General features: G+C 60.4%; 11 protein-coding genes and 1 riboswitch. Of the genes, 3 read left to right on the top strand and 8 right to left on the bottom strand.

The window, feature by feature from the left end:
- Nucleotides 1-38: 38 nt before the first annotated feature.
- From CIC07_RS05685 to CIC07_RS05665, 5 genes are all read right to left on the bottom strand, one after another.
- Entirely contained in the window at nt 39-410 is a 372-nt protein-coding gene (locus tag CIC07_RS05685; protein WP_076359838.1) for a VOC family protein, read from the bottom strand.
- A 184-nt stretch (nt 411-594) separates the two neighbouring features.
- Nucleotides 595-954, bottom strand: coding sequence for a fluoride efflux transporter FluC (locus tag CIC07_RS05680; RefSeq protein WP_076359836.1), 360 nt, complete (start codon nt 952-954; stop codon nt 595-597).
- On the bottom strand, nt 951-1,352 hold the full coding sequence (gene crcB, locus CIC07_RS05675) for a fluoride efflux transporter CrcB (protein WP_076359834.1): 402 nt from the start codon (nt 1,350-1,352) through the stop codon (nt 951-953). Before crcB ends, CIC07_RS05680 begins: the two co-directional genes overlap by 4 nt.
- A gap of 69 nt (nt 1,353-1,421) precedes the next feature.
- A riboswitch (Fluoride riboswitch) is annotated at nt 1,422-1,481 on the bottom strand.
- A gap of 128 nt (nt 1,482-1,609) precedes the next feature.
- Entirely contained in the window at nt 1,610-3,283 is a 1,674-nt protein-coding gene (locus CIC07_RS05670; RefSeq protein ID WP_076359832.1) for a glycoside hydrolase family 3 protein, read from the bottom strand.
- 143 nt (nt 3,284-3,426) lie between these two features.
- Nucleotides 3,427-6,324 (bottom strand): alpha-L-rhamnosidase, encoded by a 2,898-nt coding sequence (locus CIC07_RS05665; protein ID WP_076359830.1) that lies wholly within the window; start codon nt 6,322-6,324, stop codon nt 3,427-3,429.
- Between the two features lie 347 nt (nt 6,325-6,671).
- Between CIC07_RS05665 and CIC07_RS05660 the strand changes: the two genes are divergently transcribed.
- From CIC07_RS05660 to CIC07_RS05650, 3 genes are all read left to right on the top strand, one after another.
- Complete coding sequence (locus CIC07_RS05660) at nt 6,672-8,021, top strand: ABC transporter substrate-binding protein (RefSeq protein WP_076359828.1); 1,350 nt, start codon at nt 6,672-6,674, stop codon at nt 8,019-8,021.
- Nucleotides 8,022-8,096: 75 nt separating this feature from the next.
- The gene (locus CIC07_RS05655; RefSeq protein WP_076359826.1) at nt 8,097-8,963 is read left to right on the top strand and encodes a carbohydrate ABC transporter permease; all 867 of its coding nucleotides are present in this window, start codon (nt 8,097-8,099) and stop codon (nt 8,961-8,963) included.
- Nucleotides 8,960-9,793: a carbohydrate ABC transporter permease gene (locus CIC07_RS05650; protein ID WP_175619223.1), complete on the top strand. Its 834-nt coding sequence runs from the start codon at nt 8,960-8,962 to the stop codon at nt 9,791-9,793. The genes CIC07_RS05655 and CIC07_RS05650 overlap by 4 nt, the downstream gene beginning before the upstream one ends.
- 64 nt (nt 9,794-9,857) lie before the next feature.
- Here the strand turns inward: CIC07_RS05650 and CIC07_RS05645 are convergent, their stop codons facing one another.
- Genes CIC07_RS05645 through CIC07_RS05635 form a run of 3 tightly spaced genes read right to left on the bottom strand, consistent with a single transcriptional unit; the run spans nt 9,858 to nt 14,462 of the window.
- Complete coding sequence (locus tag CIC07_RS05645) at nt 9,858-11,177, bottom strand: ABC transporter substrate-binding protein (RefSeq protein ID WP_076359824.1); 1,320 nt, start codon at nt 11,175-11,177, stop codon at nt 9,858-9,860.
- Complete coding sequence (locus tag CIC07_RS05640) at nt 11,170-12,696, bottom strand: response regulator (protein ID WP_076359898.1); 1,527 nt, start codon at nt 12,694-12,696, stop codon at nt 11,170-11,172. The genes CIC07_RS05645 and CIC07_RS05640 overlap by 8 nt, the downstream gene beginning before the upstream one ends.
- A gap of 2 nt (nt 12,697-12,698) precedes the next feature.
- The gene (locus CIC07_RS05635; RefSeq protein ID WP_076359822.1) at nt 12,699-14,462 is read right to left on the bottom strand and encodes a sensor histidine kinase; all 1,764 of its coding nucleotides are present in this window, start codon (nt 14,460-14,462) and stop codon (nt 12,699-12,701) included.
- Nucleotides 14,463-14,562 lie beyond the last annotated feature (100 nt).

Here is a 14,562-nt window from a genome sequence, read left to right as displayed (position 1 = left end):
ATGACAGGCGCTGTTAGAAACCAGCATATGAAAAGCCCTTAAAGATCCGGCAGCCCTCCCGGCTTATGGGAGAGGATGTTGATCAGCTTGCCGAAAGGATCCCGTACGTAGAAACGCCGGACTCCCCAAGGCTCGTCCACGGGGCCGTAAACCACCTGACATCCCAGGCTCCGGAAACGCTCCAACGCAGCATCCGCGTCGTCGACTTCGATGGACAAATCGGGCGTATCCGTCCCGGAGCCGCCTTCCGCGGCGAAGCTGATCTGGACGCCGGGCACATCCCCATCGCCATAGGTGGCGATCCACCCGTGATCCATCAGCAGCTCGAGTCCAAGCGCATCGCCGTAAAATTCTTTAGCGGCGGAAACGTCCTTCGTTTCGATATTGGCGACAATACGGAAAACCTTCATTATTTAACCTCCCGAATGACGAGATAATCGTTCCATTGCCAGAGTTCCTGGATTGGCCTGCAGCCGCAGCCTTGTCTTTTGCCTGATTCCGTTTCTTGCACAAAAGCCGCCGGCCTCGTTAAGGCGTCTTCCAACTATTTTAGCTGTTCAAGCTGACATGCTCCAGAAGCTCCTGCAGCTCTCCTCAACGAAGCGCAGCACCGGCCGAATGTCCGGCCGCGGCGAGCAGCAATCCAAGCACGATGCTGACGGTCAAATAAACGGACAACGGCTTCCACTGCTTCATCCGCCCGTAACCGACCAGCTCATACTGAAACGTGGAGAAGGTCGTAAAGGCTCCCAGGAAGCCGGTTCCGAGCAGCAGAATGAGCCGCGAATCCGAAGTCGCGCCGTACAGCAGGCCGATCAGAAGCGAGCCGGACAGATTGACCAGCAGCGTTCCGTAAGGAAAGCCGGACGAGCTCCTTCTGCGCACAAGCTCGACCAACGCGAAACGCAGGACCGCTCCAGCAAAACCTCCGATTCCGATATATACCCATGTCATGCGCCTCGCTCCTCTCCCGTCTGCCTGTGCTTGAGCGTCCCCAGCCTCACTCCAGCCGCCGTCGCCAGAAAGCCTCCCAGCAGACTGCCGGCCGCATACAGGGCGGCGCTCCCGAGATGCCCTGCTCCCATCAGATCCGTCATTTCCCGGGAAAAGGCCGAAAAGGTCGTGAAGGAGCCGACAAATCCGGTTCCAAATGAAGAGCGGAAATGCGGATGGACGGTGAACCGGGTCGTCGTAGCGGCATAGAAGAAGGCCAGCACGAAGCATCCTGCAAAGTTCACGATCAGCGTGCCCAGCGGGAAGAGCGCCACTCCCCCGGTTCCAATCCATTCGCCTAAGCTGTAGCGCAGCAGCGCCCCCAGCATGCCTCCGATTCCCATCAGCAAATAGATCATGCTGCGCCTTCTTTCTCTTTTGGATTGAATCCGCATAAGGACAAAAAAATAGACTCCTACCAGCAAGCATCGCTGGTAGGAGTCATCAGCCCTCGGGCGGTTGCGGCGAACTCCATCGCCTCGCAGCGGCCGGAGAGCGAGCTCTGATCCGGACTGTGCAGTTGAATCCATCTTAGCTCCGGAAAACAACTTTCGTCAATAGCCGCCGCAGACCTATTCCGATCCTGCGCAGCCGCATTTACGCTCGGAAGGCCCGCTTACAGCCTTGCCCATTCCTGGCCGCAGAAGGCGTCGACCGGCGATCGTCCGAGGAAAGGCCGCTGCCCGAGCAGGCAGGACAATACCGCCTCCTGCACCGCGGCCGAAGCGTTGTAGGCATTGACGACCGTCGGCATGGACGGCATTTCATACAGAATGTAGGGGCTGCCGAGCGACACGAACAGCGTCGGCACCGATGCCGGATACCAGACGAACGGCCCTCCCGCTTCCTTCGGCGTGAGCCGGAGCGAGCTCGCCATGAAGCTGGGCGACTTCTGGACGAGATACAGCACCAGGTCGATGCCGTTGTCCTCATGACGGGGATGATGCTCCCGCTCCACCTCGAAGCCCCGACTCGCAAGCATGCGCTCAAAAGCGGCGCCTCCATCGCCACGCTCCGCGAAGACGGCTTCCTCGTCCGCCGAATACAGCAGCAGAACGCGCTTATGCTTCTCTGGCGAGATCGGCAGCAGCCGCTGTGTGTCCTTCACGAGCGTCACGGACCGGGCGGCCAGCTCGCCGGCCAGCTCGAGGTGGGCGGCGGAGCCAACGGCTTCCAGCCGGAATTCCTCCCCCGGCAAGGCTTGCCGATGCCGATGCAGCCCCAGGGATGTCTTCAGGCCGAGAATTCTCGCCACGGCCTCGTCCAGCCGCTCTTCCGTGAGGACGCCGTCCTGCAAGCCTTGCAGCATCGCGGCGTAGTCGTACGCGATATCGCTGCTGAACAGGAACATGTCGACACCGGCCGCGATGCATTGCGGGACGATCGACTTGCGCGGGCCGAAGCTTGTCATACCTACCATGCTCGTCGCATCCGACACGATGAGGCCGTTGAAGCCCAGCTCCTGGCGCAGCAGGTCTTCATTCAGCTCGCGGGACAGCGAGCCCGGCGTATGCCGGGTCCGGATATCCTTATTGCCCAGCTCGTCGAAGTAAGCAGGCAGCGCGATGTGCGCGCTCATCACCGTCTTGACGCCTGCCTCGACCGCCGCGCGGAATACGCGGCCGTAAGATCCCCTCCATGCTTCCATGGACATGCTGTTGACCGTGAGCACCTTGTGCTGGTCTCTATCGTCCATCCCGTCGCCCGGCCAATGCTTGGCGCAGGCCGCCATAACTCCATCCGCCTGGATGCCTTTCAGCGCCGGAACGGCATACGCCTCGACCGTATCGGGCGCGTCGCCGAAAGCCCGCGTGTTGACGATCGGATTCTGGAAATTGTAGTTGATGTCGGCTACAGGCCCGAACACCCAGTTGTAGCCCATCGCCGCGCCCTCAGCCGCGATCGCGGCTCCGAACGCCTCCGCGAGCGCCGGGTCTCCTGTCGCCGCGACCTGCATGTTCATCGCCAGATTCGTGCCGTCGCAGGCGCCGCCGATCCCTCCGCTTTCCAGATCACCTGATATAAGGAGAGGAATGCGGCTCTCGCTTTGATAGCTGCCGATCATGGAGCTTTGCCTGCGCTTGGTCGCTTCCGGTCCCATGGCGAACAGATGAATCCCTCCGGGCTTGATGCTCATCAGATCTTGCTTCACCGGAGAAAACGGAATCTCGGCGACTATGAACAGCTGGCCGATCTTCTCTTCCGTCGTCATTTCCGACATCGTCTCCCGCACCCACTCGATATCCTTGTCCGTCAAGTGGAAAGGCTTCGCCCTCAACTGCTCCAGCATGCCGCCTGCCTCTCTTTCCCGCGTTTCGACGCGTTGGCCTGACCTTCTAAGCCAGCATTCCGCCTGCCTAAGCATTCATCCTTGCCTTCAACGCCGCCGCCCTGTCCGCCTGTCCCAATCGCGCTGCCGATGCTCCATCCCGCTCAAATCCCGGACAGATCGGCCAGAAGATCCCGCACCATTTCCGGCGACACGCCGGACATCGCGTTCTCCGTCAGCTGCTTCAGCGTGTAGCGGCTCATGAAGTTGATCATGGGACTTGCCAGCAGCTGCCTGAAATGATTTCCCATGATCGCCGCGGCTGCCTCGTCCAGCAGGATTTCGTCTACGCGGGACTCCTCGGTATACCGGATGCGGAACAGATTTACGCCCGGATAGGCGAACCGGTACGAGCCGGAGCCGACCTGCAGCGCGACGCCGCTCCCGTCCTCGACAGCCTCGAGCACGCCCTCGACATCCCGGAACGGGCGGCCGCCTTCCGTCAGGACAGCCAATGAAGCGCCTTGCAAAAACACTTCCGCAGCCGTATTGGCCGGAACCTCCGCCGTCACCTCCACCTTTTCGCCCTCCACGGTCCAGCCGGCCGAGAGTCGCCCGTAGCTGGATTCGTGGACAGCTTTGGCATAGGTCAGCTTCCTGGCCCCGAACATCGGCGCGATCCGGCTCCGCTTGAACGCAGCAACGTCATGAGCGGGCTCAAGGCCGGCCAGCTTGCGGTACATCCACTCGCCGATCGCTCCATAGGCGTAATGGTTGAACGAATTCATGTCGTCGCTCCAGAACGAGCCGTCCGGCTTGATGCTGTCCCAGTGCTCCCAGATTGTCGTCGCTCCTTTGGAAACAGAATACAGCCAGCCCGGGTAGCTCTCCTGCATCAGAAGACGGATGGCGGTCTGATGGTAGCCGTTCTCGGACAGTGCGAAGCAGAGATAGGGCGTGCCGATGAAGCCGGTCGACAGATGATAGCCGTTGTCCGCGATCAGCGTATTCAGATCCTGCGCCACGCGGGGCTTCAGGCTGTCGTCGACCAGATCGAACACAAGCGCCAGCACATGCGCCGTCTGCGTCGGCGCAGCGATCCGCCCTGTCTGCGTGACGAATTCGTCGCGGAAAGCCTGCGAGATCTGCGCCTGGAGCCTGCGGTAAGCGGCGGCATCCTCTTCATAGCCGAGCACCCCTGCCGCCTCCGACAAAAGCCTTGCGGAGTAGGCGTAGCATGCCGTCGCGACGAGCGGCAGCGGAGTCGCGCCGACATAGCTGTCTTCCTTGGCATCCAGCGCCAGCCAGTCCCCAAAGTGGAAGCCCGTGTTCCACAGCTCTTCCCTATCGCCCTGCGCCCGGATGTATTCGACCCAAGCCTTCATGCTGCCATATTGCTCGGCCAGCAGGCGGGTGTCACCATAATACCGGTATGCCTTCCACGGACAGATGACGGCCGCGTCGCCCCAAGCCGCCGAGCTGGAGCCGTCGGCCGTGTCGGGAATGACGAACGGCACGCCGCCGTCCGGCAGCTGCTCCGCCTTCAAGTCCCGCAGCCACTTCGTGAAGAATGGCCCTCCCTGATAATTGAACAGCGCCGTCCCGATGAACACTTGGGCGTCTCCCGTCCATCCGAGCCGCTCGTCACGCTGCGGGCAATCGGTCGGCACATCGAGGAAATTGCCCCGCTGCCCCCATTGAATGTTGCTCTGCAGCCGGTTGAGCCGCTCGTCCGAGCATTCGAATTCCCCGGTCCGGGGCATGTCCGAATGCATGACCTCGCCGGCAAACGCCTCCAGTGGCAGGCCGCCCTCTTGTCCCGGATACCCTTCCACCTGAACATAACGGAATCCCTGGAAGGTGAAATGCGGAGCATACTCCTCCCGCCCGGAGCCTTTGGCGATGTATTCCACCTGCTGCCGCGCGGATCGCAAATTGCCGAAATAGATGTTCCCGTCGCGGTCCAGCACCTCGGCATGGCGCAGTACGATGCGCGCGCCGGCCGGCGCCTCGACAGTCATGCGCATGCGGCCGACCATGTTCTGTCCCATGTCCAGCACATGGTCTCCGGCAGGCGTGACGAACGCGGAGACCGGCTTGATCGTCTCCGTCACCCTCGTCGGCCAGTTCTCCTGAGCGACCAGCGTCTTCAACGGCAGGCCAACCGTGACCGCCGCGCTCCAGGAGCTGTCCTCGAAATCCGCCTCGCTCCACCTCTCCAGCTCCAGACGGGCGTCGTACGTCTCCCCATGATAGATGGAGGAGTAGCGGATAGGCGCAAGCGCCGCTTTCCATGATGGTCCGCTCGCCACGATTTCTTCGGTGCCGTCTTCAAACTGAAGATGGAGCTGGACCAATGCGGCCCGCCTGTCGCCGTACTTGAAGTTTTTGCCCTCGAAGCCCATGCCGCTCCGGTACCAGCCGTCGCCGAGCAATACACCGATGCCGTTGCCGCCTTCCCGCACCAGGCCGGTCACATCGTGAGCCTGATATTGCAGCCGATGGGAATAGCTGGTCCAGCCCGGCGCCAGCAGATCGCGGGATACGCGCTCGCCGTTCAAATACAGCTCATAGACGCCTGCTGCCGTCGCATACACTCGCGCCCTTGCAATGCTGTTCGTCGCCTGGAACGACAGCCGAAGCATATACGCCGCTTCCGCATTCGGATCGATCGCGGCTGCGTCGGGAGTGATGAAAGCCCCCTCCCAGTCGCTCTCGCTCAGCAGTCCCGTCTCCCACCAGGCCGCCTCGCTCCACTCCGACTCCCTGCCGTAATTGTCCCATGCCTTGATCCGGTAATACACGCGCTGACGGGAAGCGAGGGGCGGGCCTTCGTAAGGAACCTGGATCGAATCGCCGCTCCGGCGGATGCCGGTAGTCCAGAGCGGACGGTGGAAGCCGTCCTTCTCGGAGGCGGCTTCGATGCAGTATGCGGTCTGCATGGTTCCGCGGCGGTCCGATTCGAGCTTCCAGCTCAGACGGGGCTGTTGCACTCCGATGCCCAAAGGATTGCTCCGATATTCGCAGGTTGGATCGTATACGTGAAACCGGGTCAAGCTCATCCACTCCCGTTGTCCAAATTTGGCGCCGACGCTTCTCCTTCCAGCATCTGCGGCCGAAAGGCGCCTGCAGCAGAGCCATTATAAGGCCATTGCCTCCGTTCCATAAGCGACGCATTTTTCGGAACTGTCCGATTTGTTTGGATCGGACCGCATGCAAGCGGCGAATCGGCCCCTTACCTGAAAAATGAGGACATCGCTAAAGAATGCGGCCGTTACGCCTCTCCAATGCAAGCCCTTACAATTGGACTCGCAAGGGATCGGAGTTCTGGCGACAGAAGCTCCCGTCCCCTCCAACGGTCATGGCGCCGATGGCGCCGGCACACAAATTAGAGGAGGAAACAGCAACGATGCAAACCACTTCCAAACGATGGATTGCCATGGCGGCGGGCATGGCGGTCGCCGCCGGACTTCTGGCCGGATGCGGCAGCAATTCGGAATCGGGGGCAAACAAAGCAGGCAGCAACGCTTCGAATACATCCGATGGCGGCTCCGAGCGGTACGACAAGCCGGTGACGCTGAAGCTGCTCATCGACAACCAGACTTCGACCGAAGGCATCAAGGCCGTCACCGACGAAATCGAGAAACGCTACAACATCAAGACCGAATTCGATCTGCGTCCGGGCGGCGGCGAGGGCGACAACCTCGTGAAGACGCGTCTTGTGTCCGGAGAGATGGATGACCTCAACTTCTACAACTCCGGATCCCTGTTCAAATCCCTGCAGCCCGATAAATACTTCCTGGACCTCTCGAACGAGCCGTTCATGGCGAATGTGCTGGATTCCTTCAAGCCGACGGTAAGCGTAGACGGCAAAGTCTACGCCGGCCCGAGCGGCTCCTCCCAGGCAGGCGCATGGCTGTACAACAAAAAGGTCTATGCCGACCTCGGGCTGTCCGTTCCGAAGACATGGGATGAATTGAAGGCGAACAACGAGAAGATCAAGGCGGCAGGAAAAACAGCCGTCATCGGCTCCTTCAAGGACAGCTGGACAGCGCAGCTCATTCTTCTGGCCGATTATTACAACGTCCAGGCCGCCGCCCCTTCCTTCGCCGACGACTTCACGAACAACAAGGCCAAATTCGCCTCGACGGCTGCGGCTCTGCGAGGCTTCGAGAAGCTTGCCGAAATGAAGCCTTATCTCAACAAGGACTATCTGTCGACGACATACGACCAGGCGCTGAAAATGCTCGTGGACGGAACCGGCGTGCAGTATCCGATGCTGACCTTCGCCCTGTCCAACATCTACGCCAACTATCCGGATCAGATCGGCAACATCGGCGTGTTCGCCCAGCCCGGAGACTCCGCCGACAAAAACGGCCTGACGGTCTGGATGCCTGCCGCCATCTCCATCTACAAGGAGAGCAAAAACATTGAGGCCGCGAAAAAATGGCTCAACTTCTTCGTCACGCCGGAAGCGATGGCGCTGATGGCGACCAAGGCGAAGCCGGAAGGACCTTACGTCGTCAAGGGCGCGACCCTTCCCGATGATGCCTACCAAGGCGTCAAGGACATGCTTCCTTACTTCGACAACAACGCCACGGCACCTGCTCTTGAATTCCTGTCTCCGCTGAAAGGCCCGAATCTGCCGCAAATCGCCGTCGAAGCCGGCGCCGGCATGAAATCCCCCGAGGACAGCGCCAAAGCGTACGACAAGGACGTCGAGAAGCAGGCCAAGCAGCTCGGCATCGGCGGCTGGTAACGGAAAGAACCCCGATGAAGGACGGCCCTGCGCTGCGCAGGGCCGATTTCTTAACCGCATATGGGAGAGATCATAATGACCAAAGCAAACAGGCGGCTGTACACCTACGCCTTCCTGCTTCCCGCAGGCCTCATTTATACCGTTTTTTTCCTGATCCCGACCCTTCTGTCGTTCTTCTTCAGCATGACGCGCTGGGATCTGGAGGAGTGGAAGTTCATCGGCTTTGAAAATTACGCGACCTTCTTCTCGGAATCGTCGCTTACGATCGGCTTCCGGAACACGCTGGTCTACGCCGTCGTCACCTGCGGGCTCAAAGTTCTGCTCGGGCTGCTGCTAGGCGTCGTCCTGACGTCCAGCCTCCGGACGAAGGGTTATCTGCGCTCGGTCGTCTTCTTCCCTACCCTGCTCAGCACGATCGCCGTCGGCATCGCCTTCAGCACGCTCATGCATCCGACCCAAGGCCTGATCAACAAGGCGCTGGCGCTGGCCGACATCGCCGGTCCCGACTGGCTCGGCGATACGCGCATCGCCCTGCTGTCGGTCGCCTTCGTGGACGTCTGGAAGGGCGTCGGCATGGCGACCGTCATCTTCATCGCCGGCATCATGTCCATCCCGCAGGAGTACGGCGAGGCGCTTCAGATCGACGGCGGCACGGCATGGGACAAATTCAGGCATATAACGGTTCCGCTCACCGCGCCGGCCATGAACTCCGTCATTATCCTGGCCTTCATCGGCGGCCTGCGCTCCTTCGATCTCGTCTGGGCGATGACCAAGGGCGGACCCGGCTTCAGCACCGATCTGATCGCCTCGATCATCTACAAGCAGTATCAAGGCGGCTTCTACGGCCTGGCTACCGCCGGCAACGTCATCCTGTTCATCGGCGTCTCTCTGCTCGCTTTCCCGCTGTTCACTTTCCTGTCCCGAAGAGAGGTTGACCTGTGACCGCCAAACGAAGAAACCCCATCCTCCTCGAATCCGTCGCCGTCCTGCTCTCCATCGCCATATTCTGGGTACCCTTCTATTTCGTCCTCATCAACTCGTTCAAGAACCGCGCCGAGTCCTCGCTGCTCACGATCGACTGGCCGAGCTCCCTGCACATCCTCGACAACTACAAGGAGGTGCTGACCGCGCAGGACGGCATGGTCGTGCGAGCATTCCTCAACAGCTCCGTCATCACGCTGCTGTCGATCGCGCTCATCATCGTCATCTGCGCGATGGCAGGCTATGTCCTGCAGCGGCGGACGGACCGCTGGTCCGGACCGATCAACTTCCTCGTCCTCGCCGGACTGATGATTCCGCCCGCCATCGTGCCGACGATCTGGGTGCTCGATTCCATCCACCTGTTCAAGACGATCAGCGGCATCGTCCTCATCGAGGCGGCGCTCGGCATCTCCTTCTCCACCATTCTGTACCGGGGCTTCATGGCGACGATTCCAAGAGAGATCGACGAGGCCGCCGTCATGGACGGCTGCGGCAGCCTCCGCCTGTTTTTCCAGATGGTCTTCCCGCTGCTCATGCCCGTGACGTCCACCGTCATCGTGCTGTCCGCGGTGAGCATCTACAACGATTTCGTCAATCCGCTCTATTTCCTGCCTGGCGCCAAAAACGCCACGATCCAGCTCACGCTGTACAATTTCACGAGCATGTACAACACCTCCTGGAATCTTCTCTTCGCGGATATCATTCTGATCTCGATTCCGCCGCTGATTCTGTTCATCTTCTTCAACAAGCGGATCGTGGCGGGCATGACGGCCGGCGCGGTCAAAGGATAACAAGGCGGATTCCGACCGCGAGAAAGGCTCCGGAGCATGCGCATGGATGCTCCGGAGCCTTTTGTCATTCCTTCTTCTGCTTGTCGAGCACCTGCTGCAGCTCCTCCATATACATCGACGGCGTGAAGTCCTCGTTGGAGACGAGCAACTGGGCGTTGTTCCAGGCGACCGTCTGAGCCTCTGGATCGAACAGCGCCTCGAACCACAGCGTGCCGTTTTTGACGCCGTCTATTTTCTGCTGCACCATTTTGGTCAGCGGCGGCAGCTCATCCGGCATGCGGTCGACCTTGAAGCCGGGCAAATAGCCCATTTCATGGATAGCGCGGTCGCCGTAATCGCGGAATACCGACTTCATCCAGCCCTTCATCTTATCGTCGTAAGCGGCAGCCGAGAAGGAGGTCGTCAGTCCGGCATGCAGCAGCCAGTCCTCTTCCGTTCCGGCACCTCCCTCGACGAGCGGAATGTTGAACAGGCCGATAGCTTTCGGACCGATCGCATTCGCGGTAGGATCGTTGAAGTCCCGCAGACTCCAGCTGCCCGAGTAGAACATGGCCGCCTTTCCGTTCAGGAACATCGCGGCGGCTTCGTTCAGATCGGTCGTATTGACGTGATCTCCCAGATAGCCCTTGAGCGCCATGCCTTGCACGACGCCGGCCGCCTCGATGAAGCCGGGCTCCGTCACCCGGACCTCTCCCCGGCTCACGCGCTGCATGATCGCCGAGCCGTACAAGCGGATGACATACCCGTTGATCAGCCTCGTGATCGGCCATTTCTCCGCCCCGGCAAGCGCGAAGGGCTGGACGCCATGGCGCTGGAGGACGTCGGCGGACTCCATCAGCTCGGTCCAGGTCCGCGGCTCGCGCAAGCCGCAGGACTCGAAGATCCGCTTGTTGTACCAGAAGCCCTCGATATTCATCTCCAGCGGCAGGGCATAGAGGCCTTTGCCACCGACCATCGACTTCAGCAGCTTCACCGCGGCCGGATTCAGCCTGTCGTACAGGCCGAGCTCCTTGAAGGCCTGCTCCAGATCGACGACAAAGCCGTGATCGGCCAGCTCCTCCAGCGGCTTGCCCGATTCGAAGGAGAACAGCTCGGGCAGATCGTTGCTCGCCGCGAGCAGCTGGATTTTCTGAAGCAGATCGGAGGTATTGACGTTCTCGAAGGAATAGCGGACCTCCGGATGCTTCCCTCCGTACTCGGAGGCCAGCTCGCCGATAATCCTGGCGCTGCCTTGCGTCTCCAGCATCGACGACACGTAATGGATGGTCCGCTCCGAATCCTGGACGCCCGTATCGCGGGGCAGCCCGCCGACCCCGGAGCCGCAGCCGCTGGCTGCGGCAAGTACGAGCGCCAGAACGCCCAGCGCGCGCAGCCCTTTACTCATCGCCTTGCGCCTCCTCTTGTCCGGGCATGCATCCATGCCGTTCCCGGTACTGGCTCGGCGTGCAGCCGTAGTGCTTTTTGAAGATCTCCGTAAAATGCCGGTATTTGTAATAGCCGACCTTCTCGCTGACCTCGTGGACCCGCCCCCCGCGCCGAAGCAGAGCCTTGGCCTTCTCCAGCCTGAGCCTGGTCACGTGCTTGATGTAGGAGAGGCCCGTCTTCTCCTTGAACAGAAGGCTGAAGTAGGTCGCGTTCATGCCGACATGGTCGGCGACCTCCTGCAAGGTCAGATCCCGATGATAGTTGGACTCGATATAAACCTGCGCCTTCTCCACTGCGGAGTGCCTGGTCGAGCTCCGGGCCGCGGCCGTCCAGTCGATCCACGCCTCCAGATGCCGCCGCAGCCACAGCAGCATCGTTTCCCTGCTGTGCATGCCCCCGAGCTCCCGATGCTGGATTTTGGACAGGGTCCCCATCCGGGCCGTATCGGCTGCCGTCTCCGCGACTGACTGCATGCCGACATACGCCATCTTGAGCACTTCCTGCTCGGCAGCCTCCGGATCGAGCCGCTCGCTCTCCATCCATTGGCCGAATGCTTCCAGCTGCTGCAGCAGCCCTTCTTTATCCGCCGTCCTCATATAGAACAGAATCGCTTCCTCGCGGTCGGACAGGCCGCCGGGATGGGGATAGGTCTCGCCGACATCCTCGATCCGCGTCCAGCCCTTCTCCTCCAGAAACCTGCCGCAACGCAGCGCCCGCAGCGCCTCCTTGAAGCTCTTGCCGGCATCGGCGGGCGAGCCATACGTCTGCCCGGAGCCGAATGTCTCCTGCATGCCGGCGGACAGCTCGGACAGCTGCTCCCACAGAAAGTCTCCCGGCAGCTCGAAGTGAAAGAAGGCCATCACCCATTCCGTCCCGATCTTGAGCTCGACCATCCGGTAAGACGGATGGGCGGGCGCAGCCTCGGGCCGGCCCGGGAACACAAGCACCGTCACGCCGACGACTTCGTCCGCGTCGCTTCCGAAGCTTTGCCTCCACTTGTCCTCCGCCTCCCCGCCAAGGAAGAGCAGATCCAGCGTCGTTTTGGCTAGCAGCTCCTCCCGGTTCGCCTCCAGCCTGCTCTTGAGCTCCTGATATTCCTGCTGCTGTCCGATTTTGTTCATCGTCCGCTGCAGCGCTTCCTCGATCTTCCCGATCGTAACCGGCTTCTCCAAATAATCGACGACGCCGAGCTTCATCGCCCTCATCACGTACTCGAATTCATTGAATCCGCTGAAGACGATGCAGATCGTATCCGGCGCTTCCCGCAGGATGATCTCGATGAGCTGCAGACCGTCGAGTCCCGGCATCCGGATGTCCGTCATAACGATGTCCGGGCGCAGTCTCCGGAACAGCTCCAGCGCCTCGATCCCGTTCGCGGCCGTTCCCGCGAGCTCCACGCCGCAGCGGCTCCAATCGATCATCGCCTTCAATCCTTGCAGAACGATATACTCGTCGTCGAACAATAGGGCTCGCAGCATGTTCATGCCTCCTTTGATCTTGCCGGCCATGGAAATCTGATCTCGATGCATGTTCCCCGCCCGGCTTCGCTAATGACCGCAAACGAGCTACCGGGACCGTAATAGAGCTTCAGCCGCTCTCTGACGTTGCCGATTCCGTAGCCCTGCTTGATGGCCGACAGATCCTCCATGCCGATGCCGTCGTCGGTCACGGCGAACAGGACATGGCCGTACTCGATGCTGCCCCGCAGCTCCACCGTTCCGCTCCCCATTTTGGGCTCCAGTCCGTGATAGATGGCGTTCTCCACGAGCGGCTGGAGCATCAGCTTCATGATTTCCAGCGGCATGAGCGCCGGCGCGACATTCTCGACATAACGGAACCGGTTGTTGAAACGCAGGTTCTGGATCGTGATGTAATGCTCGATATGCTTCAGCTCCTTGAACACCGGAATCGTTTCCTTCCCTTTGTTCAAGCTGAGCTTGAAACTTTCCGAGAGCGCGACCGCCATCTGCGCGATGTCGTCGTTTTTTTGAAGCACCGCCATCCAGTAGATCGAATCCAGCGTATTGTACAGAAAATGCGGCTTGATCTGGGATTGCAACGTTCTCAGCTCGGCTTCCCTTTCCTTGAGCCGGGAGTGTACCAGCCTCTTCTCCAGCTGCTCGTTTTCGGAGGAAATCCGCTTGAACGTTTCCCCGATCGCGCCGATTTCGTCCTCCTCGAACGAAGCGCCCTGATGCTGGCTGCCGGATCCTTTCGACCAATCGATCATCATTTTCTTGATCAGCAGCAGCGGACGGATGATGCTCCCCGACAGAATCAGCGACAGGATGACCGCGATGGCGGCGATGGATGCGGCGATGACCGACGTCGCGGCGGTGATGCGGTTGGCGTCCTTGAGCAGGGAGCCGGACTTGACGACATGCAGGAACGTCCATCCCGTCGTCTCGTTGCGGTATCCGATCGACAGGTATCCGTCGCCCCGCAGCCGCTGCAGCAGGGAAGCTTCGCTTTCATTCCGCTCCACGCCGGTCGCAAGGCCGGCATCCTGGGCGTAGACCAGGTTCAGCTGGTGGCGGTCCGCAGGGTCGACGACAAGAAAGCCGCTGTCCTGATCGTCGTTCATGACGGCGCTGAACATCGTTTTCTTCAAGTTGATGACGAGCAGTCCAATGTCCTGGAACGTATAGGGATCGCGGATCAGCTTGACGCTCGAGAAGGCTTGTCCGCTGTAGGTTCCCTGAAGCACGTTGTAGCTGAAAAACACTTCCTTTCCCTTTGCGGCGGCCGCTTCCTTGTACCAGGGGCTGCTTGGAATCAGCGCTCGGCTGGAAGCGAAGGCGTAGATGCCGGCATTGGCATCGGTGCTGCCGTAACAAGCGGAATGGAAGCCCATATCGAACAGGCAGATGGAGGAGATGTGACGGGTGTCGATGAGATTGGTCACGACGACGTTCTGCAGCCTAGACGCCGTCCGGACATCGAGGACCCGTTCTCCCGCCGAGCTCGCCTTGAGCTCCGAGCGGAGCTGCTCGTTGGCAAGAATCAGCCTGTGCATGTTGATCGCGTTGCGCAGCAGCAGATCAGCCACCTCGCTGGCTGTTTTCAGATTATGGGCGTTGTTGGCCAGATGGTTGCGGACGATCGTGTCCTTCGATATGTTGGACGAGATCGTGCCGAGTATGAGCAGAGGCGGAACCGACAGCATGATCAGGGCGATCAGGATTCGGGTTCTCAGCCTGCGCGGCTTGAAGCGCTGCAGTTTTCTACGGAGCGAAGAAAGCATCGTATACCCGCCTTTAGGTCAGAGATAGGGATGCTTGAATTATAGTCAAAGCTTCCGGTTCTTGCAGTCAGGAAATATCATCCAGCCCACTCTGAGCACT

This window comes from Paenibacillus sp. RUD330 (assembly GCF_002243345.2).
Lineage (GTDB): Bacteria > Bacillota > Bacilli > Paenibacillales > Paenibacillaceae > Paenibacillus_O.
Note: the sequence above shows the minus strand (reverse complement) of the source record. Positions and strands in the feature narration are given on the sequence as shown.

Coding starts and splice junctions, on each gene's coding strand:
- CIC07_RS05680 (WP_076359836.1), bottom strand. CDS start 954: ATGACATGGGTATATATCGGAATCGGAGGTTTTGCTGGAGCGGTCCTG.
- CIC07_RS05640 (WP_076359898.1), bottom strand. CDS start 12,696: ATGCTGCGAGCCCTATTGTTCGACGACGAGTATATCGTTCTGCAAGGA.
- CIC07_RS05665 (WP_076359830.1), bottom strand. CDS start 6,324: ATGAGCTTGACCCGGTTTCACGTATACGATCCAACCTGCGAATATCGG.
- CIC07_RS05685 (WP_076359838.1), bottom strand. CDS start 410: ATGAAGGTTTTCCGTATTGTCGCCAATATCGAAACGAAGGACGTTTCC.
- CIC07_RS05670 (WP_076359832.1), bottom strand. CDS start 3,283: ATGCTGGAGCAGTTGAGGGCGAAGCCTTTCCACTTGACGGACAAGGAT.
- CIC07_RS05655 (WP_076359826.1), top strand. CDS start 8,097: ATGACCAAAGCAAACAGGCGGCTGTACACCTACGCCTTCCTGCTTCCC.
- CIC07_RS05660 (WP_076359828.1), top strand. CDS start 6,672: ATGCAAACCACTTCCAAACGATGGATTGCCATGGCGGCGGGCATGGCG.
- crcB (WP_076359834.1), bottom strand. CDS start 1,352: ATGATCTATTTGCTGATGGGAATCGGAGGCATGCTGGGGGCGCTGCTG.
- CIC07_RS05635 (WP_076359822.1), bottom strand. CDS start 14,462: ATGCTTTCTTCGCTCCGTAGAAAACTGCAGCGCTTCAAGCCGCGCAGG.
- CIC07_RS05645 (WP_076359824.1), bottom strand. CDS start 11,177: ATGAGTAAAGGGCTGCGCGCGCTGGGCGTTCTGGCGCTCGTACTTGCC.